Annotated in this window: 17 protein-coding genes and 4 pseudogenes; 20 read left to right on the top strand and 1 reads right to left on the bottom strand. The window is 66.2% G+C overall.

Annotated elements, in window-relative coordinates; translation table 11 throughout:
• Nucleotides 1-3: 3 nt before the first annotated feature.
• Nucleotides 4-437: pseudogene (gspG, locus tag M1B34_RS31365) on the bottom strand (type II secretion system major pseudopilin GspG).
• Between the two features lie 193 nt (nt 438-630).
• Here gspG and M1B34_RS31360 point away from each other — a divergent pair.
• From M1B34_RS31360 to M1B34_RS31265, 20 genes and pseudogenes are all read left to right on the top strand, one after another.
• Entirely contained in the window at nt 631-1,239 is a 609-nt protein-coding gene (locus M1B34_RS31360) for a lytic transglycosylase domain-containing protein (protein ID WP_268267155.1), read from the top strand.
• Nucleotides 1,240-1,495: 256 nt separating this feature from the next.
• Nucleotides 1,496-7,304 (top strand): annotated as a pseudogene (mnxG, locus tag M1B34_RS31355) (manganese-oxidizing multicopper oxidase MnxG).
• A 29-nt stretch (nt 7,305-7,333) separates the two neighbouring features.
• Nucleotides 7,334-9,277, top strand: a complete 1,944-nt coding sequence (locus tag M1B34_RS31350; RefSeq protein ID WP_425273561.1) for a YncE family protein — start codon at nt 7,334-7,336, stop codon at nt 9,275-9,277.
• 33 nt (nt 9,278-9,310) lie between these two features.
• A complete protein-coding gene (locus M1B34_RS31345; protein WP_268267154.1) occupies nt 9,311-9,955 on the top strand; it encodes an SCO family protein in 645 nt (214 codons plus the stop codon).
• A complete protein-coding gene (locus tag M1B34_RS31340) occupies nt 9,952-10,587 on the top strand; it encodes an SCO family protein (protein WP_268267153.1) in 636 nt (211 codons plus the stop codon). Before M1B34_RS31345 ends, M1B34_RS31340 begins: the two co-directional genes overlap by 4 nt.
• A 9-nt stretch (nt 10,588-10,596) precedes the next feature.
• The gene (locus tag M1B34_RS31335) at nt 10,597-12,159 is read left to right on the top strand and encodes an ABC transporter substrate-binding protein (RefSeq protein ID WP_268267152.1); all 1,563 of its coding nucleotides are present in this window, start codon (nt 10,597-10,599) and stop codon (nt 12,157-12,159) included.
• Nucleotides 12,160-12,174: 15 nt separating this feature from the next.
• A complete protein-coding gene (locus M1B34_RS31330) occupies nt 12,175-13,140 on the top strand; it encodes a peptidylprolyl isomerase (protein WP_268267151.1) in 966 nt (321 codons plus the stop codon).
• A gap of 220 nt (nt 13,141-13,360) precedes the next feature.
• A complete protein-coding gene (locus M1B34_RS31325) occupies nt 13,361-13,888 on the top strand; it encodes a response regulator (protein ID WP_268267150.1) in 528 nt (175 codons plus the stop codon).
• A 70-nt stretch (nt 13,889-13,958) separates the two neighbouring features.
• Complete coding sequence (locus M1B34_RS31320; protein ID WP_268267149.1) at nt 13,959-15,665, top strand: GspE/PulE family protein; 1,707 nt, start codon at nt 13,959-13,961, stop codon at nt 15,663-15,665.
• Nucleotides 15,646-16,449, top strand: coding sequence for a hypothetical protein (locus tag M1B34_RS31315; RefSeq protein ID WP_268267148.1), 804 nt, complete (start codon nt 15,646-15,648; stop codon nt 16,447-16,449). The genes M1B34_RS31320 and M1B34_RS31315 overlap by 20 nt, the downstream gene beginning before the upstream one ends.
• A 1-nt stretch (nt 16,450) precedes the next feature.
• Nucleotides 16,451-16,996 carry a PilN domain-containing protein gene (locus M1B34_RS31310; protein WP_268267147.1) on the top strand — a complete coding sequence of 182 codons (546 nt, stop codon included), beginning with the start codon at nt 16,451-16,453 and terminating at the stop codon, nt 16,994-16,996.
• The gene (locus tag M1B34_RS31305; protein WP_268267146.1) at nt 16,983-17,531 is read left to right on the top strand and encodes a GspMb/PilO family protein; all 549 of its coding nucleotides are present in this window, start codon (nt 16,983-16,985) and stop codon (nt 17,529-17,531) included. Before M1B34_RS31310 ends, M1B34_RS31305 begins: the two co-directional genes overlap by 14 nt.
• A pseudogene (locus tag M1B34_RS31300) lies at nt 17,531-18,045 on the top strand (hypothetical protein). The gene M1B34_RS31305 and the pseudogene M1B34_RS31300 overlap by 1 nt, the downstream one beginning before the upstream one ends.
• Nucleotides 18,042-19,878, top strand: a pseudogene (locus tag M1B34_RS31295) (secretin N-terminal domain-containing protein). Before M1B34_RS31300 ends, M1B34_RS31295 begins: the two co-directional pseudogenes overlap by 4 nt.
• A gap of 3 nt (nt 19,879-19,881) precedes the next feature.
• Nucleotides 19,882-20,355, top strand: coding sequence for a type II secretion system protein (locus M1B34_RS31290; protein ID WP_268267145.1), 474 nt, complete (start codon nt 19,882-19,884; stop codon nt 20,353-20,355).
• A 4-nt stretch (nt 20,356-20,359) separates the two neighbouring features.
• On the top strand, nt 20,360-20,734 hold the full coding sequence (locus tag M1B34_RS31285; protein ID WP_268267144.1) for a type II secretion system protein: 375 nt from the start codon (nt 20,360-20,362) through the stop codon (nt 20,732-20,734).
• Nucleotides 20,709-21,236 (top strand): type II secretion system protein, encoded by a 528-nt coding sequence (locus tag M1B34_RS31280; protein ID WP_268267143.1) that lies wholly within the window; start codon nt 20,709-20,711, stop codon nt 21,234-21,236. Before M1B34_RS31285 ends, M1B34_RS31280 begins: the two co-directional genes overlap by 26 nt.
• On the top strand, nt 21,233-21,640 hold the full coding sequence (gene csgE, locus M1B34_RS31275; RefSeq protein ID WP_268267142.1) for a curli production assembly/transport protein CsgE: 408 nt from the start codon (nt 21,233-21,235) through the stop codon (nt 21,638-21,640). The genes M1B34_RS31280 and csgE overlap by 4 nt, the downstream gene beginning before the upstream one ends.
• The gene (locus M1B34_RS31270; protein WP_268267141.1) at nt 21,637-22,050 is read left to right on the top strand and encodes a curli assembly protein CsgF; all 414 of its coding nucleotides are present in this window, start codon (nt 21,637-21,639) and stop codon (nt 22,048-22,050) included. The genes csgE and M1B34_RS31270 overlap by 4 nt, the downstream gene beginning before the upstream one ends.
• Before the next feature lie 39 nt (nt 22,051-22,089).
• Nucleotides 22,090-22,944, top strand: a complete 855-nt coding sequence (locus tag M1B34_RS31265; RefSeq protein ID WP_268267140.1) for a CsgG/HfaB family protein — start codon at nt 22,090-22,092, stop codon at nt 22,942-22,944.
• Nucleotides 22,945-23,219: the final 275 nt, after the last annotated feature.

Genomic DNA, 23,219 nt, shown 5'->3' with positions numbered 1-23,219 from the left:
CCCTCACTGCCAACTGGTGACTTCGGCGTTCTCGCCTTCGCCGCCGGGCTGGCGTCCTTGCCCAGGGACAGCAGGTCGTATTCGGCGTTTTCCCCGGGGTAGCGGTAGGCGTAGTTACGTCCCCAGGGGTCCTGGGGCAGCTTCTTCTGCAAGTAGGGGCCGGTCCAGCGCGGCTCGTCGCTGGGGGCGGTGACCAAGGCCTGCAAGCCCTGCTCGGTGGACGGGTAATGGCCGACCTCCAGGCGATACAGGTCCAGGGCCTTGGCCAGCCCTTCGATCTGCGCCTTGGCCACCTTGGCCTCGGAGCGGCCCAACTGGGCGAAGTACTTGGGGGCGACGATGCCGGCCAACAGGCCCAGCACCACCAGCACCACCAGCAGTTCCAGCAGGGTGAAGCCGCCTTGGGCGCGGCGGGCAGGTAAGCGACGGCAGTTCATGGTGACCTCACAGGGTGGGCAGTGGTCGACAAGAGGCCTGATGCAATTGCCGTGCTCAGACCTGGGGAAGGGCTGCAAGCCCCGTGCTGCGTGGTCTGTGGCACACGGCACAGTGCTTGCGTATGCCTGTGCCCATACCGGCCAGTGGGGCATAACCCCCACATTTCGGGGCCGGCAAGGGGAGGCATCGAACATGCGAACCATCACCGTGGCCCTGTGTGGCTGGCTGGCCCTGGCGGCTGCCGCCCAGGCCGATGTGTACATATCCTTGAACCCGGACGGCACCTACGTGCTGTCCAACGTCTACCGCCCGGGCCGCCACTACGAACGGGTGATCCAGGAGTCGGCGGTGGCCGTTACCAGCCCCGTCGAGCGCCCGCAAATGATCGCCCAGCGGCCGTACGCCGAACTGGTGTCGGCCGCCGCTGCGGCCAACCAACTGCCCGAGGCGCTGCTGCATGCGGTGATCCAGACCGAGTCCGCCTATAACTCCAGCGCCCGCTCGGCCAAGGGCGCCGTGGGGCTGATGCAGTTGATGCCCGAAACCGCCCGCGAGCTGGGGGTCAGCGATGCCTACGACCCGCAAGCCAACATCCAGGGCGGCGCGCGTTACTTGAAGCGCCTGATGACCCTGTTCGACAACGACATCAGCCTCGCCGTGGCCGCCTACAACGCCGGCCCTGAAGCGGTACTCAGCCGTGGCCGGGTGATCCCGCCGTTTGCCGAAACCCAGCGCTACGTGCCCAGCGTGCTGCGCCAGTATCGACGCCTTCAGGGCCTGGCGGCCGATGCGCCGCTGTGAGTGGGGGGATTCCCCAATGTTGGGGACGATAAACCACGCCCTGTCGATGAAACCGAATGGGTAGAGGCGCTGACGATTTTACCAGCGCCATTCCCCAAGGCCCGAAAAGTGGGGAAGGGTGGGGGATAGACCCCGAGGTTGAGTTGAAAGTAATTATAAGCTTTTGAATTTGAACACTATTTTTTCTGGCGCGAGTATTGCTTCAGCGGTTTTATCGAGAACCGCTCCCAAGCGCACCACTGCGAGGTCCGCCATGATGCCCGGTCAACTGCACACCCCATCGCTGATGAAACTGTTGCTGCTTGGCTGTGCCTTGCTCGGCCTGGAGTCCGAAGCCGAGGCGGCGTTGCGTTGCGAGCGCAACCTGGTGGCCAATGTGGTGGCGTTCGACCAGCCGATGATGTTCAACCGCCTGGGGGCGCAGAACGCCAACGGCATGATGTACGCCCTGCGCCGCGATGTGGTGGATGACCACAACATCTCCCTGGCCCAGGGCGGCGCGGCGGTGCCGGGCAAGGTGTCGTTGCGTGCCGACAAGCGCCCGCGGCCCATCGTGCTGCGGGTGGCGGCCGGTGATTGCCTGACCGTGAACCTGCACAACCTGCTGGACTACCAGGCCAACCCGAACAAGCACGGGGTTGCCGAGGAGGGTGAAGAGGGCGGGCAGGGCCAGGTCGAAGTGGTGGACGATCAGGTCAGCGATCGTCATGTGGGCTTCCAGGTCAACGGCCTGCAGGCGGTCAACAGCATCGACGACATCTCCTCCTTTACCGGGCGCAACGCCAACAGCCTGGTGGCTCCGGGTGCGACTCGCAGCTACACCCTGTTCGCCGAGCGCGAAGGGGCCTTTGCCGTGGGCAGCCGTGGCGCGACCTTTGGTGGCGAGGGCGCGGCGGGCAACGTTGCCAATGGCCTGTTCGGCCAAGTGGTGGTGGTGCCCAAGGGCGGGCGCACATACCGCAATACCCTGGCCGAAGAAGAGATGCGCCTGGCCAGCACCGGCCGTACCCCGGCCGGCCAACCCATCGTCGACTACCAGGCGCGCTACCCGCAGCGCCAGCCGTGGGTGCGTGAAGGCCGCGCCGGCACGCCGATCCTGAGCATGGTCGATGGCAACGAAATCATCTCCAGCGAAGTGGACGCGATTGTCCTGGGCAGCAACCCCGACGGCAGTTTCCCGGCCTCGACCTATCCCCTGGAAAGCGTCGGCAAGCGCAACCCAGCGTTGCCCAATCGCCTGGAGCCCTTCCGTGACTTTGCCTCGGTGTTCACCGATGAAACCGCGGTCACCCAGGCCTTCCCCGGTTACTGGGCCGACCCGGTGATGGGCCACGTGCTGGAGCCGACCCGCGATTCGTTCATGATCAACTACGGCTCCGGCGGCATGGGCGCTGAAGTGATCGCCAACCGCCTGGGCGTGGGGCCGATGCATGACTGCCTGTCGTGCGCCTACGAAGAGTTTTTCCTCAGTTCCCACGTGGTCGGCGACGTGGCGATGCTGGTGGACGTGCCCGCCAACGTTGGCCTGGAAGGCATCCGCCCGGGTGAGGTGCCCGACGCCGATCAGGTCGGGGTCAAGGCCAGCATGGCGCTGTACCCCTCGGAACCGGCCAACGTCAACCACAGCTACATCGGTGACTTCGTCAAATTCCGCAACACCCACAACGGCCACGAGCAGCACATCTTTCACCTGCACGGGCACCAGTGGTTGTTCAACCCCAACGACGACAACTCCGACTACATCGATGCCCAGGGCATCGGCCCGGGCGCCGGCTACACCTATGAAATCGCCAACGGCGGCTCAGGCAATCGCAACCGGGTGGCGGGCGATGCCATCTACCACTGCCATTTCTATCCGCATTTCGCCCAAGGCATGTGGAGCATGTGGCGGGTTCACGACGTGTTCGAAGAAGGCACCCGCCTGGAAGTGTCCCAGCAGGGCGCCGACGGTTATCACAGCGAGCCTTATGCCCTGCGCAGCGGCAAGCCCGCTGCCGGTGCCCGGGCCTTGCCCGATGGCGAGATCGTCGCCGGTACGCCGATCCCTGCTGTGGTGCCGTTGCCGGGCAAAGCCATGCCGCCGATGCCGGGCAAAGTCGCGGTGATTCCGAAGATCGGTGAAGTGCTGGCTGCGGCCGATGACGATGAAGACGGTGAGGATGACCACGGCGGCCATCCTGCCAGCGGCCCGCAAGCCATCGGCTCGCTGGCCCTGGTGGACCGCAGCGAAGCCAACCGCAATGCTGACGGCAGCCTGAAAAACCCCGGTTATCCGTTCTGGATTGGCGGCATGGAAAGCAGCGTCGGCCAGCGGCCGCCGAGCCCGCCCCTGGACATGCTCGACAGCGCCAAGGCCCAGGCCCTGCGTGCCAGCGGCAAGGCGCTGTGGGCCAACCTCGACCCCAACCAGTCCGGCGGTTGGGACGGCGGCTTGCCGCGCCATACCCTGGACGGCGTTGCCGCCGGTGGTGAGGCGCAGACCATCACCACCTCCCTGGATTTCTCCAAGTTGGTGACCCGCGCCAAGCCGGTGTACCTGCCGGAAGAGGGCACCGAGGTCGAACAGTCGGCCATGGCCTTCCACGCCAAGAAAGACCACCCCAGCTATGCCGTGCTGCCGGGCAACCAAGTGGTGGCGCGCAACTTCCGCACCAACGGCGCCTTGCCCATGGCCGGCGCGCCGTACTACGAGCCCTGCATGGACGACCGGCAGAAACGCCTGACCAGCAGCGCCGGCAACGGTGAGTACAACAGTGGCGAGCGCCTGGACGGCATGAGCTTTACCGGGGCCTCGACCTTTACTGCCGACCGCCCACGGATCTACAAGGCAGCCAATATCCAGTTCGACGCGGTGTACAACAAGGTTGGCTACCACTTCCCGCAAGCGCGGATCCTCGCCCTCTGGGAAGACGCCTGGCCGGTGATCACCAAGCAGAAGCCGCCAGAGCCACTGGTGATGCGCATCAACACCTTCGACTGCGTGATGTACCAGCAAACCAACCTGGTGCCGGCGGTGTATGAGATGGACGACTATCAGGTGCGCACCCCCACCGATGTCATCGGCCAGCACATCCACCTGCCCAAGTGGGACCTGACCGCTGCCGACGGTTCTTCCAACGGCTGGAACTACGAAGACGGCGTGCTTTCCCCCGGTGCCGTGGTCGAGCGCATCCACGCCATCCGCGAGTTCAACGGCTGCGCCGCCAGCGACCCGCGCGACGGCAGCGCCGCGTGCCCGAAAGCCAAGGCCCACCCGTTCTTTGGCCGGTATGGCCGGGCCGACTGGCTGGGTGCGCGGACCGCCATGCAACGCTGGTTCGCCGACCCGCTGGTCAACAGCAAGGGCATCGACCGCGGCCTGGGCACCATCTTCACCCACGACCACCTGGGCCCATCCACCCACCAGCAGATCGGCCTCTATGCCACGGTGCTGGCCGAACCCGCTGGTTCGACCTGGTTCCACGGTGAAACCGGCGAGCCGCTGTACAGCGGTGCGCGCCAGGACGGCGGGCCGACCTCTTGGCAGGCGGTGATCTCCACCGGCGACCTCGACGGCGACGGCCGCAACGACAGCTTCCGTGAGTTCTTCCTCGAATACAGCGACTTCCAGCACGCCTATGAAGCCGGGGTGTATGTCGGCGCAGGCCCCGATGGCGTGCCCAACCCGAGCAGTTTCCCGGCCACCAGCGACAGCTTCCGCTACGCCATCAACCCACCGGTGCGCAAGGAGGGGGCCAACCTGCTGGATGCAGTGATCGAGGCCCGTGGCGGCCTGCTGCCGGGCTGCCCGAGCCGGCCGTGCCCGCAAGCGATCTCGGTGGATGACCCGGGCATGTTCGTGGTCAATTACCGCAACGAACCGTTGGCGCTGCGGGTCTATGATCCCAACAAAGTGGCGCCGGACGGCAAGCGCGGAATGCAGGCCGACGGTCTCGGCGGCGACCTGGCCTATGCCATGCAAAGCCGCACCGACCGGGCCATCGCAGCCATGAACCTGGCTCCCGACCGGGTGACCTCGGCCATCGGGCCAACCGGCGGCACCACCCTGTTTCCGCCCCACATCAACCGTGGCGGCGCCGAGCCGGGCGACCCATTCACACCCATGCTGCGCACCTACACCGGTGACAACGTGCGCCTGCGGGTGCATGCCGGCGGCCATGAAGAAGAGCACAACGTGACCTTGCACGGGGTCAAGTGGCTGCAAAGCGGCTCGGGCTTCGGCAACAGCTCCAACTCCGGCTGGCGCGCCTCGCAGATGATCGGGATCTCCGAGCAACTGGGCTTTATCGCCCCGGTGTCGATGCTCTCCAGCAGCGCCGCCACCACGGGCGATTACCTGTACTCCATGGACGCTTCCCTGGAGGGCTACTGGAGCGGGCTGTGGGGCGTGATGCGCAACTACACCGCGCAACGCAGCGACCTGTTCGCCTTGCCCAACAACCCCAAGCCCGCCGGAGCGCGTAACACCGTGGCCTTCGACGCACCTGCCCGCGGATCGGCGCCAACCCCAACGGCATCGGCACCCGGCCGACCCCGCAACGCAACTATGACGTGGTGGCGGCCCTGGCCAATGACATTCTCGGCAACCCGTTGAACCTGAGCATCGGCGACCCGGCCGGCCTGGCCGAGCATGTCGGCGCCCGCTCAAGGCCAACGGCGGGACCCTGGTGTTCAACTCGCGGGCCACGCAGATCCCGCAAGTCACGGTCACCGACCCGGAAGACGGCGAGACTTTCACCATTGGTGGGCAAAGCGGGCCGCTGCATGACCCGACGGCGATTCTCTACGTGCGCAAGGCCGACCTCGACCCGGTCAGCGGCAAGCTCAAACCCGGCGTGCCGGTAGAGCCCCTGGTGCTGCGTGCGGCGGCCGGCGACTGCATCAACATCACCCTGGAAAACCGCCTGCCGCTGGTCATGCCCGACCTGGCCAGCACCGCGGTGATGCAAGGCATGGTCAAGCGCGACCGCAACCACGACGAAGGCCCGACCACCTTCAGCAACAACCTGATGCGGCCGTCGAGCCACGTAGGCTTGCACGCCCAGTTGCTGGCCTATGACATCACCAAGTCCGATGGGGTCAACGTCGGCAGCAACCCGATCCAGACCGTGCCACCGCGCAACGGCAGCAGCGGCGCCTACCCGAGCCGGGTCTACCAGTACTACGCCGGGCACCTGGAACGTGAGGGCAAACCGATCTCGCAACTGGGCCGCAGCGTGGACAACATCAACGCCACCGCTGTGGAGTTCGGCGGCCTCAACTTCACCCCGGCGGACGTGATCAAGCAGCCGCAGAAAGGCCTGGGCGCGGCCATGAGTGTGCTGCCGGTGGGGGCCACCTGGACCGAGGACGCCCGCAGTCGCACCTCGGCCACCGTGACCGCACCGGGCCAGGCGGTGTACCGCGATTTCGCCCTGGTCTGGCAGAAAGCCTTGAACCTGCGCTGGGCCAACGGTCGGCCGGTGGAAGGCATTGCCGCGGAAGGCAACGGCGTGCCCACCGACCCGCAGGACAACTCCGGCATGGCCATCAACTACAAGAGCGAGCCGCTGTGGTTCCGCTTCGGCCTGGCGCCCAATGCCCCCTTCGGCCATGCCGACGGCAACGGTCACGCCGATGTGCCGAACGCCCACATGGCCTACAGCAATGCCCTGGTGGGGGGCGATCCGCAGACGCCGGTGCTCTGGGTCAAGCCCGGGCAGGCGTTCCGCACCCACATCCTGATGCCCACCGGCGGCAGTCGTGGTTCGACCTTCCAACTGGATGGGCACGTGTGGTCCCTCAACCCCTTCCAGTCGGAGAAGAGCGACACCGGCGGCTACCCCATGGGCACCCCTGGCGTGGGCTCGGTGCGCTTCGGCCTGAACCCGATGTCGATGTACATCGGTGCCCACGAGAGCCTGTTGCCGGCGGCGCATTTCAGCTTTATGCACCCCAGCGCCGGGGGCAGCAACGCAATTCCGGGGGACTACCTGTTCCGTGATTACGCCGCCTACGGAAACCTCTCCGGGCTCTGGGGGCTGTTGCGGGTGACCAACGAGCCGGAACCGGCGCCAGCGCCTTGAGGCCGGCCATGGAAAAGGGGAGATGCTTTGTGAACAGCACACTCAGAACCGCGAGTTACGCCATTCCCCTGGGGGTGCTGCTGGCCTGGCTGGTGGCGTGGGCAGTGGGGCCGGCCGAGGCTGCCGAGTCGTCGCCTGCCGCCGGCGTGCAGCGCCTGGAGCGCGAAGGGCTGGTGGTGGAGTTCGAGGCGCGGCCGCTGCCCGGCAACGCGACGCTGAGTGAAGGCAGCTTCGCCGACCTGCGTTTTCGCATTACCGACCGCGCCTCGGGCCAGCCCCTGGCCGGGGTCGCCCCCGGGGCCTGGCTGGACCCGGCGCAACCGGCCGCTGACCAGCAGCAGGGGCGCGAGCACAGTTGCAAGTCGCGGGTCGGGCTGTTTCTCAAGAGCAGCATCGGTGCCCGGCCGCTGCTGGACCTCAACAGCTACTTCCTGCTGGTGATGAACCGCGATGCCAGCGTCTCGGTGATCGACCCCTCGGTGTCGGTGGGCGGGGTCACCAGCACGATGGCGCGCATCGACCTCAAGCAGCCGCCCATGGATTGGGTCAGCACTCGGGACAACAAGCGGGTGTTCGTTTCCATGCCCAGCGCTGGGGAGGTGGCGTTGATCGATGCCCAGACGTTCCGCCTGCAAGACTCGCTGCCCGCCGGCAGCCAGCCGGTGCGCGTGGCCCTGCAACCCGATGAGCGCCTGCTGTGGGTCGGCAACAACGACCCGGACCCGGCCAAGGCCGGCATCACGGTGATCGACACGGTCAGCCTGAAAGTCCTCAAGCACCTGCCCACTGGCATGGGGCACCACGAAATCGCCTTCAGCCGTGATTCGCGCTACGCCTTTGTCAGCAACCGCGACGACGGCACCTTGAGCGTGATCGATATCGCCAGCCTGACCCTGCTCAAGCAGCTCAAGACCGGCAGCCGGCCGTTGTCGGTGGCCTATTCGGCACTGTCCCAGGCGGTGTACGTGGCCGATGGCAAGGACGGCACCGTGACCGTGGTCGACGCCCAGAGCCACAGTCTGCGCAGCGTGATCCAGGCCATGCCGGGCCTGGGGCCGATGGGCTTCAGTGCCGATGGGCGCTTCGGTTTCGTGCTCAATACCCTGGAGAATCGCGCGGCGGTGATCGATGCCGCCACCGGCCGCCTGATCCATGATCTGGAGGTGGCGGCCGAGCCTTATCAAGTGGTGTTCACCCAGGCCTATGCCTACATCCGCGGGCTGTCCTCGCCCAAGGTGACCATGGTCAACCTGTCGTCCCTGGGCCAGGCGCAGGCGCCGATCATCCAGGGTTTCGAGGCCGGCCCGTCGGCGCCGCGCCTGGCCGGTGACCTGCCCTTGGCGTCGAGCCTGGCGATTTCCCGGGACGACAATTCGGTGTTCGTGGTCAACCCGGTGGACAACACCACTTACTTCTATGCCGAAGGCATGAATGCGCCCATGTCCGGTTACCCCAATCGCGGCCAGGTGGCGCGGGCGGCCCTGGTCATCGACCGCAGCCTGCGGGAGGTGGAACCCGGGGTCTACAGCTCGCGGGTCAAGCTGCCGGCGGCCGGGGCGTTCGACGTGGCGTTCCTGCTCAACCAGCCGAACATCGTGCATTGCTTCAGCGCCCAGGTGCAGGTCGACCCGCAGCAGAGCGGGCACCACGGCGCGCCCAAGGTGGCGTTCCAGGCCCAGCCGCGCACGGTGACCCAGGGCCAGCCGTACGTGCTGCGCTTTCGCATCGTCGAAGGCCGCCAGCAGCAGGTGCGCAGCGGCGTCGACGACGTGCAGGTGCGTTACTTCCTGGCGCCCTCGTCCCAGGTGCACACCGTGGCGGCCCGGGAGGTGGGGCAGGGGCTGTATGAAGCGCCCCTGAGCCTGGACCAGAGCGGTGCCTGGTACCTGCATGTCCGCGCCGCGTCCCTGGGGGCGACGTTCGATGACCAGACCTACGCCAGCGTCCGGGTTCTGCCCGCTGCGCTCCACTGAAGTGCCTTTGAGCCTGTTGCCGAGGAAGCCGTCATGAATCGATTCGTCCCGTCTTGCCTGCTGAGCGCCTGCCTGGTGGCGACCGCCAACCCGGCCTGGGCCCACTCGGCCGAAGACCACAGCCAGCATCAGGCCCCGGCCCCGCGCCTGGAGACGGCCCAGGTGCAGTTCGTCGATGTGCCGCTGCTGGATCAGAATGGGCAGACGGTGCGCCTGCACCCCGACCTGCTGGCCGACAAGATCGTGGTCATGAGTTTTATCTACACCAGCTGCACCACGGTGTGCCCGGTGGTGTCGTCGATCATGGCCAAAGTCCAGCAACAGTTGGGCGCGCGGGTGGGCAAGGAGGTGCAGTTGGTGTCCATCAGCATCGACCCGCAACGCGATGATCCCCAGCGCCTGGCCGACTACGCCCGCAGCTTCCAGAAGGGCCCGGGCTGGAGCTGGCTGACCGGTTCGAGGCCGTCGGTGGAGGCGACCCTCAAGGGCCTGGGCAGTTGGAGCCCGGACCCGGGCAACCATCCGCCGCTGATCCTCGTGGGTGATGGCAACAGCCGCCAGTGGACGCGTTACTACGGCTTTACCGACCCGGCGCTGCTGACCCATGAAGTGGAAAAACTCAGCGGCCTGCGCCGCCATGCCAAGCACACCGCCATCGCCCTGGAGCAACAACCATGAGAACCTTAGACTGCCTGGCCCTGTGCGCCGGCCTGGCGCTGTTCAGTTCCCTGGCTCCGGCCCACGAGGCCCACGAAGCAACGGCTGGGGCGACAGCGTCGGCGGCCCCCGCGGCCACCCCTGCTACCGGAACCCGCGACGCCCGCACCTGGTTCACCGACACCCCGTTGCAGGACCAGAACGGCCAGACCCGGCGCTTTTACAGCGACGCCCTGGAGAACCGGGTGGTGCTGCTCAATGTGATTTTTACCCGCTGCGAAGACGCTTGCCCGCTGATCACCCGCAAGCTGCGCGAGGTGCGCCAGGCCTTGGGTGAGCAGGCCGACCAGGTGACCTTTATCTCCCTGACCAGCGACCCCACCCGTGACACCCCGGCGGTGCTCAAGGCCTACAGCCTGAAGCAGGGCGCGGACGACCCACAATGGCTGTTTCTCACCGGTGAGCAGGCCCAGATGGACCTGGTGCTGAGCCGCATCGGCCAGATCATCCCCAGCCCCGAGCAGCATTCGACCCAGCTGATCGTCGGTGATGTGGCCAACAAACGCTGGAGCAAGATCCGTCCCGATGCCCCGGCCAGCGCCATTGCCCAGCGCCTGCAATTGCTTGCCCTGCCGCCCGTGGCCGGGCGCTGAGTCCGGGTCATGAACGGCTTTTGGGGGCTGTGCCTGGTGCTGCTGTGCGGGCTCAGTGTGGGCGCGCGCAGCGAGCCGCTGAGCCCGAGTGAAAGTGCCGGCAAGCGCCTGTACCGCGAGGGCCTGTCTGCCAGCGGCGAAGTGCTGATGGCCCGGGTCGGCGCGGCGGATATCCTCCTGCCCGCCAGCGCCATGCCCTGCGCCAATTGCCACGGTGCCGATGGCCTCGGCCGCAGCGAAGGCGGGGTGCGACCGCCGGACATCACTTGGCCGCGCCTTAGCGGTCCCTATGGTCAGCGCCAGATCAACGGCCGCGATTACCCGGCCTACAGCGACGCCGCCCTGGCCCGGGCGGTGCAGGAAGGGCGTGACCCGGCGAACAATCGGCTGGACCCGGCGATGCCGCGTTTTGTGTTGTCCATGGCCGACCAGCGCAACCTCGGGGATTACCTCAAGCGTCTGGCCGACGAGCGCGACCCGGGGCTTGAACCCGAGCGGCTGCTGCTCGGCAGTTTGCTGCCCGGCAGCGGTCCACTGGCCGAGGAGGGCGCGACCTTGGCGGCGCTGCTCAGGGGCAGCCTGGAGCGGATCAACCAGGCCGGGGGCATTCATGGCCGGCAGTTGCAGTTGGTGGTGCTCGACCCCGGGCCAGACCGAGCCAGTGCGCGCCAGGCCCTGGCCCAGTTGATCGAGCGGGAGCAGGTGTTCGCCTTGCTGGCACCCCTGGCGCCGGCGCTGGACGGCGACTGGTCGACCTTGCTGGAGCAGGCAGGCGTGCCGTTGATCGGCTCGCCGTCATGGCTGGGTGTGAGCCCCCACAGCCGGCAGATTTTCGAGCCGTTGTCCGGGCTTTATGAGCAGATGCGGGTCCTGGCCGACTATGCCAGCGAAGGCTTGCAGGCCCGGCCGGGGCCGACCCTGGTCAGTTATCCGCTTGGCAGCGACCAGGGCCCCTTGGCCCAACGCTTGAGCGAGTACCTGCAAGGCCAGGGCTGGCAGCAGGTGCGCCTGCAAGTGTTCGATGGGCAGCAGCCGGCGCTGCTCCAGGACCAGGCCGCCGGCCTGCGCTCGGTGTTTTACCTGGGGGATGGCGAGGGCTTTGGGCGCCTGGCCAAGGTGCTCCACCAGGCCGCTGGCGAGCCCTGGCTGTTCGCCGCTTCAAGCCAGGTGGCGGGGGATATTTTCCAACTGCCCAGCGGTTTTTCCCGGCGCCTGTTCCTGGCCTATCCCTTTGTGCCCAGCGACTGGACCGCGGCCGGACGCTTGGCCCTGACTCAACTGCGGCGCAGCCAGGGCCTGGACGGTCGCCACGCGGTGCTGCAAGTCAGCGCCTACAGCGCCGTGCTGCTGTTCAGCGAAGCCATGAAGCAGGCCGGGCGTGACGCCAGCCGGGAAAAGCTGATCCGCGCCCTGGAAGGGTTGCATGACGTCGACACTGGGCTGACCCCGCGCCTGAGCTTCGGCCCCGGGCAGCGCCAGGGCCTGAAGGGCGCCCATATCGTCACCGTGGACTTGCCCGAACTGCGGTTTTACCCGGTGGCGACCTACAAACAACTGGAAGCGGCACCCTGACGCGGAGGCCCGATCATGACACTGCACTGCCTGCTGAGCATGTTGCTACTGGGGGTGGGCCTGGCCCAGGCCGAGGTTCGCCGCGACGAGGGGCCGGCCGCCGCCCGGGTCAATGGCCAGGTGATTTCCGAATTTCGCCTGGAGCGCTATTTCGCTGAGTACCTTCAGGCCCAGGGCCGGGCCCTGGGCAGCATTCGCAACCCCAAGGCCTATCGTCAGCTGCGCCAGGCGGCCCTCGGCGAACTGATCGACAAGGAGCTGCTGTGGCAAGAGGCCGGCAAGCGCGGGGTGCAGATCGACGACCGGACGCTGCAAGGCCGGATCGATGAGGTGCGTCAGGCCTTCGGCAGCCAGGAGACCTTCGCTCGGCGCCTGGAGGAGGCCGGCTTCGACGAGCCGGGGTTCGCTGAATACACCCGCCGCGAGATGGCCGCGCAGCAGGTCTATGGGCAACTGAGCCAGGTGCCGGAGCCCGATCCGCAGCAGGTCAGGGCGCTGTTCGAGGCCAACCGCGAGGCCATGGCCCAGCCCGAACGCATCCAGGCCCGGCACATCCTGCTGAAGGTGCCGCAAGGGGCCGATGCCGCCCAAGTCGAAGCCACCCGCCAACGGCTGCTGGCGTTGCGCCAACAGATTACCCAGGGCGCCGAGTTCGCGACGGTGGCCAAGGCTGCTTCCGAAGACAGTACGGCCAGCGATGGCGGGGATTTGGGCTACTTTTCACAGGGACGCATGGTGGCGGAATTCGAGGCAGCGGCCTTCGCCCTCAAGCCCGGAGAGCTGAGTGCGCCCGTGCGCAGTTTATTCGGCTGGCATCTGATTTATTTACAGAACCACTTGCCCGCGGTCCCGGTCGAAGAAACACAGGGTCTGGCCATGGCCAAGGCGTTTCTCGGCCGACAGCAACAGGCCCAGGCGCGACAGCAGGCCCTGACGCAGTTGCGCACGCAAAACCGTATCGAGCGGATGGACGATGATTGAGGTTTGCCCCACTTGTGGGGAAAGCTTCAGGGCAAATCCGCAGGCTTCCCCGTGTTTGGGGCAAGGCGGCGTGGGGTGCAAACTTTTTGCCAGGCGAATCAATGGCCTGGCGCTGTGCAAAAACGCTGTTCGGCGTGGCATGAAGTGTGCGTAAGCCTGGTTAAGGCACGCACTCCCAGGCCCGAACAACGGACCTGCAGGATTCAAGGAGTCGACCTAGTTGAACAAAGTATTGGTTGTCGAAGACGAACAGATTCTTGCGCAGAACCTCGAGGTGTACCTCGAAGCGCAGGGTCTGGAGGTCCGTGTAGCCCACGAGGGCGCCAAAGCCATCGGCATTGCCGAGACTTTCCAGCCCGATGTGATGGTGCTTGATTACCGTTTGCCCGATATGGAAGGTTTTCAGGTGCTCGATGCCGTCCGCCGGAATAGGGACTGCCACTTTGTGTTGATTACCGCGCATCCGACCAGTGAGGTTTGTGATCGCGCCGTGCAACTGGGTGTCAGCCATATCCTGTTCAAACCCTTTCCCTTGGCGGAATTGGCCCGTGCAGTCTGCGATCTGTTGGGGGTCAAGCGTGAGCGCCGTGCCGGGGTCAACGGTTCCGAAGGGTTTGTCGAACGACGCCAGGGTCGAAATGAAAGTTTCCCGCTGCAGTTGTACGACGGCAGTTGGGTGCTGGCGGATCGCCGACGCGATGCACCGGCCCTGGCTCCAGACGATGGCCAACTGCTCACCGGGGAATAGGCGCGCGAACTGACCGACATGGCCTGCCGCGCTCCTAGGGCTCTTAGCCCCGAGCGTTGGAGAGCAAGCCATGGACCGTCTGTCCCTTGTCCCCGAGCCGCCGATCACGGCACCTGCTCCTTCGCGTTTTTCCAGTGAACAACTGGCCCAGGCCCGCCAACGGGCCGGCACCAGCGGCGAACGCATGCTGGAGTCGCTGCAAGGGCTCAGCGAACTGCCACCCATGGCCTTTATCCAGTGCCTGGGGACCACCCTGCATTACCCGGTGCTGGACACCGACCAACTGTTTGCCGCCAGCCCAGCCTTTGAACGGGTGACCCTGGCCCAGTGCCTGAAACGAGAATTCATCCTGCTCAGCCAGGGCGACAGCCTGATCGGGGCATTCGCCGACCCCTTCGATACGTCGCGCCTGGCCTGGATCGACGACTGCCTGCAAGGCGCGCCGCTGTACCTGGTGCACGCCGACGACCTCAAGGCTTACCTGGCGCGGCATGAAGAAAGCTTCCATGCCGTGGAATCCCTCAATGCCCAGGCCGACGCCCAGGTCGAATGCGACACCCTGCAAAGCCTGTCCCTGACCAGCATCAGCGAGGACGCCAGCGTGGTGGTCAAGCTGGTCAACTCGACCCTCTACGACGCCCTGAAAATGCACGCCAGCGACATCCACCTGGGCACCACCGGCAACGGCCTGGTGATCAAGTACCGGATCGACGGCGTGCTCAACAACATCAGCAAGATCCAGGGCAGCGAGTTCGCCGAGCAGGTGCTGTCGCGGGTCAAGGTCATGGCTGAACTGGACATCGGCGAAAAGCGCGTGCCCCAGGACGGGCGCTTCAAGATCGGTATCAGCGGCCGGCAGATCGACTTCCGTGTATCTATCATGCCGAGCATCTTCGGTGAAGACGCGGTGCTGCGGGTGCTGGACAAACAAGACCTGGCCGACAAGGTCAGCGGCGTGCAGTTGCAGGCCCTGGGCTTTGCCGACGAGACCTTGCGCAGCCTGCGCCGGCTGGCCGCCGAACCCTATGGCATGGTGCTGGTGACCGGGCCCACCGGCAGCGGCAAGACCACCACGCTGTACGCCATGATCACCGAGATCAACCACGGCGTAGACAAGATCATCACCATTGAAGACCCGGTGGAATATCAACTGCCGGGGGTGTTGCAGATCCCGGTCAACGAGAAGAAGGGCCTGACCTTTGCCCGTGGCCTGCGCTCGATCCTGCGCCACGACCCGGACAAGATCATGGTCGGTGAAATCCGCGATCCGGACACCGCTCAGATCGCCGTGCAATCGGCCCTCACCGGGCACTTGGTATTCACCACCATCCACGCCAACAACGTGTTCGATGTGATCGGCCGCTTCACCCAAATGGAGGTCGACCCCTACAGCTTTGTCTCGGCCCTCAATGCGGTGCTGGCCCAGCGGCTGATCCGCCTGGTGTGCAGCCAGTGCCAGGCCCCCAGCACACCCACCCTGGAAGAGCTCCAGGCCTCGGGCCTCGACCCGCAGCAGGTCGACCATTACCACTTCGTCCACGGCAAGGGCTGCGGCCACTGCCGTGGCACCGGCTACCGCGGGCGCACCGCCATCGCCGAACTGCTGCATCTGGATGACGAACTGCGGCAGATGATCGTCGAGCGCCAGCCCATCGGCAAAATCAAGGCCCTGGCATGCAGCCGCGGTTTGCGCCTGTTGCGCGAGTCGGCGCTGGAACTGGTGCGTGACGGTCGGACCACCCTGGAGGAGATCAATCGTGTCACTTTTGTCGCGTGAGCGTTTTGTCGCCGTGCTCGGCGCCAGCGGTGTCGGACTCGGCCGTGGCCAGGGCAGCCACAACCAATGGCTGGGCAGCGTCGGTTTTATCGACGAAGGCTTTATGGCCTGGGCCGTGGCCCTGGAAACCCTTGAACGCCTGTTGGCCGAACACGCGGCCAGCGGCGCCGAGTTGCAGGTGCTGGTGTCGGCGCACTTCTGCCGCTACTGCCTGGTGCCCTGGAGCGAGCAGATCAACAGCCCAGAGGAGCTGCAGGGCCTGGCCCGGGTCTGCTTCGAAGACCTTTACGGCCCTCCCAGCCAACCCTGGAAGCTGGTGATCAGCGCCGAAGCAGCGGGGTTCGATCGCATCGCCAGCGCCGTGCCCGAAGACTTGCTGAACCGCCTCAACAGCCTGGCGAAAACCCGTGGCTTGCGCTTGGTGTCGGTGCAGCCGTACCTGATGGCGGCCTACAACCATTTCGACAAACGCCTGGGCACCGAGGACTTCCTGCTGGTGGTGGCCGAGCCCGTGCGCAGTGTGCTGCTGCTGGCCCGCAACGGCCGTTGGGCGGCCGTGCGGTCGGTGGGTTGCAACGACAGCGACGCCGCCCTGGGCGCCTTGATCGGTCGTGAAAGCCAGTTGCAGGCCTCCCTCAGCGAGCGCCCGCTGAGGGTCTATCTGCACGCCCCAGGGCGCCTCGACGCGGCCCCGCAGGTGCCCGATGTGGAGCTGCTGCAGGTGCAAGCGGCGCCGGCGGCCCCGCGTGACAGCCTGTACCTGATGTCCCGGGCGGTGGCTTGAGATGGGCCCGCTGCAGCTGGACTTCCAGCCTCGTCGGCGTTCGGGGCCCCTGGGCTGGAGCCTGCTGGGCCTGGGCCTGGTACTGGCCCTGGGGTGTGCCGGCCTGCAACAGCATCTTGAGGGCCAGGCCCTGGAGCAACAGGGCCATTTGCAGCAGGCCCGGCGCCAGCTCGGCGGCGAGGCCGAGGGCAGCGCCAGCCTGTCGCCGGCGCAAAGCCGCGAGCAGGCGCAGAACCTGGAAGAAATGCGCAAGGTCTCGCAGCAACTGCGGCGCCCCTGGGAACGCCTGTTCGCCATGCTTGAAGCCTTGCCCCGGGACGACGTGGCCCTGCTCAGCCTGACCCCCGACGCGCGCAAGGGCCAGGTACGGATCAGCGCCGAGGCCCGTGACCTGGAAGCCATGCTCAATTTTCACCGTCAGCTGGAAGCCAGCGACGAACTGTCGGACGTCTCGCTGCTGAACCACGAAATCGTCGCGCAAGTGGCGGAACACCCGGTGCAATTCAACCTGTCGGCAACCTGGGAGATGGGCGATGCGAATCCCTAGACTGATCGTCCACGAATACCTGCAAGGCCTGGGTGTGCCCGGCCTGGCAGGGCTGGCGCTGGTGCTGGCGGCGCTGGCCTACGGGGTGCTGGGGCTGATGCCGGGCTGGCAGGCGCTGCAAGACCTGGGGCAGCAACGGCGCGAGGCCGGCGAGTACCTGGCCAAGGTCGAGGACGGCAGTGTTGCACCGCCCCTGGTGCCCCAGCGCCAGCTCGATGACTTCCGTCGCAAGCTGCCGTCCCAGCCCCAGGCGACCGTGGCCATCGACCGAATCTACGCCCTGGCGGCCCAGGAGCACATCACCTTGTCTCGGGGTGAATACGCCCTGGGCATCGACCCCAAGACCCACCTGGCGCGCTACCAGATCTTGCTGCCCGTGCGCGGCAGCTACCCGCAACTGCGGCGTTTTCTCCATGCCTTGCTCGGCCAACTGCCGGCGGTGGTGCTGGAAGACGTGGAGTTGCAGCGCAAACGCATCGCCGACACCGACCTCAATGGTCGGATCCGCCTGACCCTTTACCTGTCGAGGTCGTGATGAACCAGCAACGTGTGTTGGGCTGGGTGGCGTTCTTCGGCGTGGCCGCGGCCCTGGCCTGGTTGCCGCAACTGTTGCTCGACCCGGTGGCCGACGACGCCGAGCCGCGGCTGGCCACGCCCTCCAAGACCCGGCCCCAGGGCGCACAGCCGGTGGCCAAGGCGGCCCGTGGTCCGGCCCAGATCAAGGACCTGAGCCCGGCCGTGATCTGTTTGCCGCCCGCAGCTGGAAGCCCGCCGCGGTGCTGGCCAGCGTCACCGAACAACCCGTCAACAGTGCCCCGGTGGTGGAGGCCCCAAGCCTGCCGCCCCTGCCATTCCAGTTCATCGGCCGCCTCGACGACCGCCGCGATCGGCAAGTGTTTTTGCAGGACGGGGAAAAAATCTACGTCGTGCGCCAAGGCGACGTGATCGATGACACCTGGCGGATCGAGGGCATCTCCGAACAGGAGCTGAGCCTGGTCTACCTGCCACTGCATTTGTCCCAGACCTTGTCTGTGGGGAGCACCCAATGAAACGTCCACCGTTGCTGCTGAGTCATCTTTGTCTGTGCCTGGCCCTGGTCGCGTGCAGCGCCACCAAGGTCGTGCAGCAAGAGAGCCAGGACCTGATCGAGCAGGGCCAGTACGAGGCCGGGCTGGCACGCATCGAGGAGGGCTTGCGTGACCATCCGCGTGACACCGAGCTGCACCTGGCCCTCAACAGCGGCCGGGCCCGGGCCATCACCGAACTGCTGACCCAGGCCGACACCGACCGCGCGCGGCGCGACTTCGCCTCGGCACGCATGGGCTACAGCCGGGTGCTGACCATCGAGCCCAACAACCGGCGGGCCCAGGACGCCCTGCGCCAGCTCGACTACCTGCGCAGCCAGGATGAAAAGCTCGAGCTGGCCCGGGGGGGACCTGCGCCGCGGCGACATCTACGGCGCCGAACGCCAGGTGCGGCAGATCCTCGAGCTGGACCCGCGCAACCAGGGTGCCCTGGAGCTGCAAAGCAGCATCCAGCTGGTGCAGAGCCGTAACGTGGTGGCCTATCCGCAACTGCGCACGCGCATGGACCGGCCGGTCACCCTGGAGTTTCGCGAGGCCAACCTCAAGGTGATCTTCGAGGTGCTGTCGCAAGTGGCCGGGCTGAACTTCATCTTCGACAAAGACCTGCGCCCGGACATGAAAGCCACCATCTTCGTGCGTGACGTGCGCATCGAGGACGCCGTGGACCTGCTGCTGCAACAGAACCAGTTGCACCGAAAGGTGGTGAACGAAAACACCGTGCTGATCTACCCCGACTCGCCGCAGAAGATCAAGGATTACCAGGAACTGGTGATGCGCACCTTCTACCTCACCAGCATCGACGCCAACACCGCGCTGAACATGATCAAGACCATGCTCAAGACCCGCGACGTGTTCGTCGACGAGCGCCTGAATACCCTGACCATGCGCGACACCGAAGACGCGGTGCGCATGGCCGAGAAGCTGCTGCAGTCCCAGGACCAGTCCAACCCCGAAGTGGTGCTGGAAGTGGAAGTCATGGAAGTGGCCCGCCAGCGCATCCTCGACCTCGGCCTGCAATGGCCCAACACCTTCGGCGTGGTCAATGGCGACGGCTCCGGGGTGAGCATCCTTTCCCAGTTGCGCGGCATCAATGCCGACCGCATTTCCATCTCGCCGTCACCGCAGCTGAAAATCAACGCCCAGGACAACGACATCAACACCCTGGCCAGCCCGGTGATTCGTGTCAGCAACCGCGAGCAGGCACGGATCCACATCGGCCAGCGGGTGCCGATCATCAGCGCCACGTCGGTGCCCTCGACCCAGGGCCCGGTGATCACCGAAAGCGTGACCTACCTGGACGTCGGCCTGAAGCTGGAAGTGCAGCCCATCGTTCACCTGAACAACGAGGTGGCGATCAAGATCGCCCTGGAAGTGAGCAACGCCACGCCGCTGGAACCGACCCGCCAGGGCACCATTCCGGTCCAGGTCGACACCCGCAACGCCCAGACCACCTTGCGCCTGCATGACGGCGAAACCCAGATCCTCGCCGGCCTGGTGCGCAACGACCACGGCGCCACTGGCAACAAGATTCCGGGCCTGGGCGACATTCCTGGGCTGGGGCGGCTGTTCGGCAGCAACAAGGACACCGTGGGCAAGTCCGAACTGGTGCTGTCCATCACCCCGCGCATCGTGCGCAACCTGCCGTACCAGAGCCCGTCGGACATGGAGTTCCAGACCGGCACTGAAACCAGCATGCACGTGCAGGCGCCATCGCGGGACCTGAACACCGGGGTCAACGTCGAGGTGCAGACCTCGGGCGGCCCTGTGGCATCCACCCACGCCGCAGAGAGACCCTGAGCCATGAACGCCCGGCAGCGCGGTTTCACCCTGATCGAAGTGGTGGTGACCCTGGCCCTGATCGGCCTGCTGGCCAGCATGGCCGCACCGCTCACCGAAACCCTGGTGCGCCGGGGCAAGGAGCAGGAGTTGCGCAGCGCCCTGTACCAGCTGCGCGACGCCATCGACGCCTACAAGCGCGCCTTCGACGCCGGCTACATCGAGAAGTCCCTGAACAGCAGCGGCTACCCGCCGAGCCTGCAAGTGCTGGTGGATGGCGTGCGCGATGTGCGCAGCGCCAAGGGTGCCAAATTCTATTTTCTACGGCGGGTGCCACGGGACCCCTTCGCCCAGGTCAAGAGCCACGACCAGGGCGGCTGGGGCCTGCGCGCCTACGACAGCTCGGCCCAGAACCCGCGGGAAGGGGAGGACGTGTTCGACGTCTACTCCCTGGCCCGGGGCAAGGGCCTCAACGGCATTGCCTACCGCGAGTGGTGAACCTATGCGCCGGGAAAAGGGTTTTACCCTGTTGGAACTGATGGTGGTGATGGCGATCATCGCCACCCTGATGACCATTGCCATGCCGCGCTATTTCAACAGCCTGGAGGCCTCCAAGGAGACCACCCTGCGCCAGAGCCTGTCGGCCATGCGCGAGGCCCTGGACCACTACTACGGCGACACCGGGCGCTACCCCGATTCCCTGCAGCAACTGGTGGAGCAGCGCTACCTGCGCAACCCGCCCCTGGACCCCATCAGCGAAAGCCGCGACCTCTGGGTCCTGGTGCCGCCGCCTCAGGGCGTGACCGGTGGGGTGGCTGATATCAAGAGCGGTGCCAGTGGGAGGGCGCGTGATGGCAGCCTGTATTCCGAGTGGTAGGCCGGCCGCCCAGGGCGGCTTCACCTACCTGGGCGTGCTGTTACTGATCGTGCTCATGGGCCTGGGCCTGGCCAGTGCCGGCGAGCTGTGGTCGACCGTGTCCCAGCGTGATCGCGAGCGCCAATTGCTCTGGGTCGGCACCCAGTACGCCCAGGCGCTGCGCAGCTACTACCGCAGCTCCCCGGGGTTGGCCCAGTACCCTCGGGAACTGGCCGACCTGCTGCAGGACGAGCGCTTTCCCGAGCCCAAGCGCCACCTGCGTCGGCTCTACCCGGAGCCGATCGGTGCCAGCGGCGAATGGAGCCTGATGCGCGGCAGCGACGGGCGCATCACCGGGGTCTACAGCCCGTCCCAGCAAACCCCGCTCAAGCAGGCCGACTTCCCCAGCCAGTGGTCGGACTTCACGGGCGTGAGCCGTTACAGCGACTGGCAGTTCGTGGCCGAGAAAGCCTTTCTCGACGGGACCTCGGGCAAGGCCCCAGGCAAGGCGGTGAAGCCATGAAGCGCTGGCTGCCGGGTCTGCTCCTGAGCCTGACTCTGACTCTGACTCTGGCGGCCGGCCAGGCCCGAGCCGGGGCTGAGGACGAGATGCTCGGCTTTATCGTCGACGACACCATTTCCCACCTCGGCCACGACTTTTACTACGCGTTCACCGAACGCATGCGCGCCACCAGCCGCATGGATTTCAACCTGGTGGTGCGCGAACGGCCCTCGGCCCGCTGGGGCAGCCTGGTGACCGTGGAGTATCAGCAACGCTTGGTCTATCGGCGTTTCCTGCCGCCGAACAACGTGCAAGTCCAGGACACGGCCGCCGAAGCCGCCGACCTGGTGCGCGCGCAGATCGTCCAGCGCAGGCTGGAAATCCTCTTGCAGGACACCACCGACTTGGAGAAGGACGAACTATGAACACTCAACCTCTCTCACGCCGCGCCGGCCTCTGGTTGCTGGGCCTGGGCAGTTGCGGGCTGGTGCAGGCCACCGAGCTGGTCTACACCCCGGTCAACCCCTCGTTTGGCGGCAACCCGTTGAATGGCACCTGGCTGCTCAACAATGCCCAGTCGCAGAACGACTTCGACGACCCGGACATCAAGCCGCGCACCACCATCGCCGGCACCTCGGCCCTGGACCGGTTCACCAATCAACTGGAGTCGCGGCTGCTCTCGCAGTTGCTGGACAACATCTCCACCGGCAACACCGGGAGCCTGTCCACCGACTCTTTCCTCGTCAACGTCATCGACGACTCGGGGGCCCTGACCATTCAGGTGACCGACCGGGCGACCGGTGAAGTGTCGGAAATCCGTGTCAATGGCCTCTGATCCGTTATCGGGCTTCGGGGCGCAGGGGAGGAACTGAACATGAAAACCACCATGGCGATGTTGATGTTGCTGGCGAGCCTGCAGGGTTGCAGCCTGCGCGAGCCGATGTCGGCGGAACAGGACAGCGAGGCACCGACCCTGACGCCGCGTGCTTCGACCTACTACGACCTGCTGAAAATGCCTCGTCCCAAGGGCCGGCTGATGGCGGTGGTGTACGGCTTTCGCGACCAGACCGGGCAATACAAGCCGACCCCGGCCAGCTCCTTTTCCACCAGCGTGACCCAGGGCGCGGCCAGTATGCTGATGGACGCCTTGCAAGCCAGCGGCTGGTTCGTGGTGCTGGAGCGCGAGGGCCTGCAGAACCTGCTGACCGAGCGCAAGATCATCCGCGCCTCGCAGAAAAAGCCCAACACCCCGGTGAACATCCAGGCCGAGTTGCCGCCGTTGCAAGCGGCCAACCTGATGCTCGAAGGCGGAATCATCGCTTACGACACCAACGTGCGCAGCGGCGGCGAAGGCGCGCGCTACCTGGGCATCGACCTGTCCCGCGAGTACCGGGTCGACCAGGTGTCGGTGAACCTGCGGGCGGTGGACGTGCGCACCGGGCAGGTGCTGGCCAATGTCATGACCAGCAAGACCATCTACTCGGTGGGGCGCAGCGCCGGGGTGTTCAAATTCATCGAATTCAAGAAACTCCTGGAAGCCGAAGTCGGCTACACCACCAACGAACCGGCGCAGCTGTGCGTGCTCTCGGCCATCGAAGCGGCGGTGGGGCACCTGCTGGCCCAGGGCATCGAACGCCGCCTGTGGCAGGTGGCCGGGGACCCCGCCGTGGACAACCCGACCCTCGACCACTACCTGACCCAGAACCGCACCGACCCCGAAAGCGAATAACCCCCGCCGGCCAATGCCATCACCTCCCTCCGCTGGGGATGGCCGGCCCGCGATAGGGCCCTCAAGCCTTGCGCTGCCCGCACATACGCGATCGCTGGCAAGCCAGCTCCTACACCAGTCACGACTCACACCCCCCTGTAGGAGCCGGCTTGCCGGCGATGAAGCCCTCAACGCCCTCGCCTGCCTACAAACGACGCGATCCGCTGGCAAGGCCAGCGCCTACATCCACCCTGACACACCCCCAACATGTAGGAGCCGGCTTGCCGGCGATGGGA

The sequence above is a fragment of the Pseudomonas morbosilactucae genome (assembly GCF_023241715.1).
In the GTDB taxonomy this organism is placed as follows: domain Bacteria; phylum Pseudomonadota; class Gammaproteobacteria; order Pseudomonadales; family Pseudomonadaceae; genus Aquipseudomonas; species Aquipseudomonas morbosilactucae.
This window is presented reverse-complemented; position numbering and strand designations above follow the sequence as displayed.

Bases quoted from the DNA above. Each gene is read 5' to 3' on its own strand.
- M1B34_RS31360 (WP_268267155.1), top strand. From the start codon at position 631: ATGCGAACCATCACCGTGGCCCTGTGTGGCTGGCTGGCCCTGGCGGCT.
- M1B34_RS31345 (WP_268267154.1), top strand. From the start codon at position 9,311: ATGAATCGATTCGTCCCGTCTTGCCTGCTGAGCGCCTGCCTGGTGGCG.
- M1B34_RS31340 (WP_268267153.1), top strand. From the start codon at position 9,952: ATGAGAACCTTAGACTGCCTGGCCCTGTGCGCCGGCCTGGCGCTGTTC.
- M1B34_RS31335 (WP_268267152.1), top strand. From the start codon at position 10,597: ATGAACGGCTTTTGGGGGCTGTGCCTGGTGCTGCTGTGCGGGCTCAGT.
- M1B34_RS31330 (WP_268267151.1), top strand. From the start codon at position 12,175: ATGACACTGCACTGCCTGCTGAGCATGTTGCTACTGGGGGTGGGCCTG.
- M1B34_RS31320 (WP_268267149.1), top strand. From the start codon at position 13,959: ATGGACCGTCTGTCCCTTGTCCCCGAGCCGCCGATCACGGCACCTGCT.
- M1B34_RS31310 (WP_268267147.1), top strand. From the start codon at position 16,451: ATGGGCCCGCTGCAGCTGGACTTCCAGCCTCGTCGGCGTTCGGGGCCC.
- M1B34_RS31305 (WP_268267146.1), top strand. From the start codon at position 16,983: ATGCGAATCCCTAGACTGATCGTCCACGAATACCTGCAAGGCCTGGGT.
- M1B34_RS31290 (WP_268267145.1), top strand. From the start codon at position 19,882: ATGAACGCCCGGCAGCGCGGTTTCACCCTGATCGAAGTGGTGGTGACC.
- M1B34_RS31285 (WP_268267144.1), top strand. From the start codon at position 20,360: ATGCGCCGGGAAAAGGGTTTTACCCTGTTGGAACTGATGGTGGTGATG.
- M1B34_RS31280 (WP_268267143.1), top strand. From the start codon at position 20,709: ATGGCAGCCTGTATTCCGAGTGGTAGGCCGGCCGCCCAGGGCGGCTTC.
- csgE (WP_268267142.1), top strand. From the start codon at position 21,233: ATGAAGCGCTGGCTGCCGGGTCTGCTCCTGAGCCTGACTCTGACTCTG.
- M1B34_RS31270 (WP_268267141.1), top strand. From the start codon at position 21,637: ATGAACACTCAACCTCTCTCACGCCGCGCCGGCCTCTGGTTGCTGGGC.
- M1B34_RS31265 (WP_268267140.1), top strand. From the start codon at position 22,090: ATGAAAACCACCATGGCGATGTTGATGTTGCTGGCGAGCCTGCAGGGT.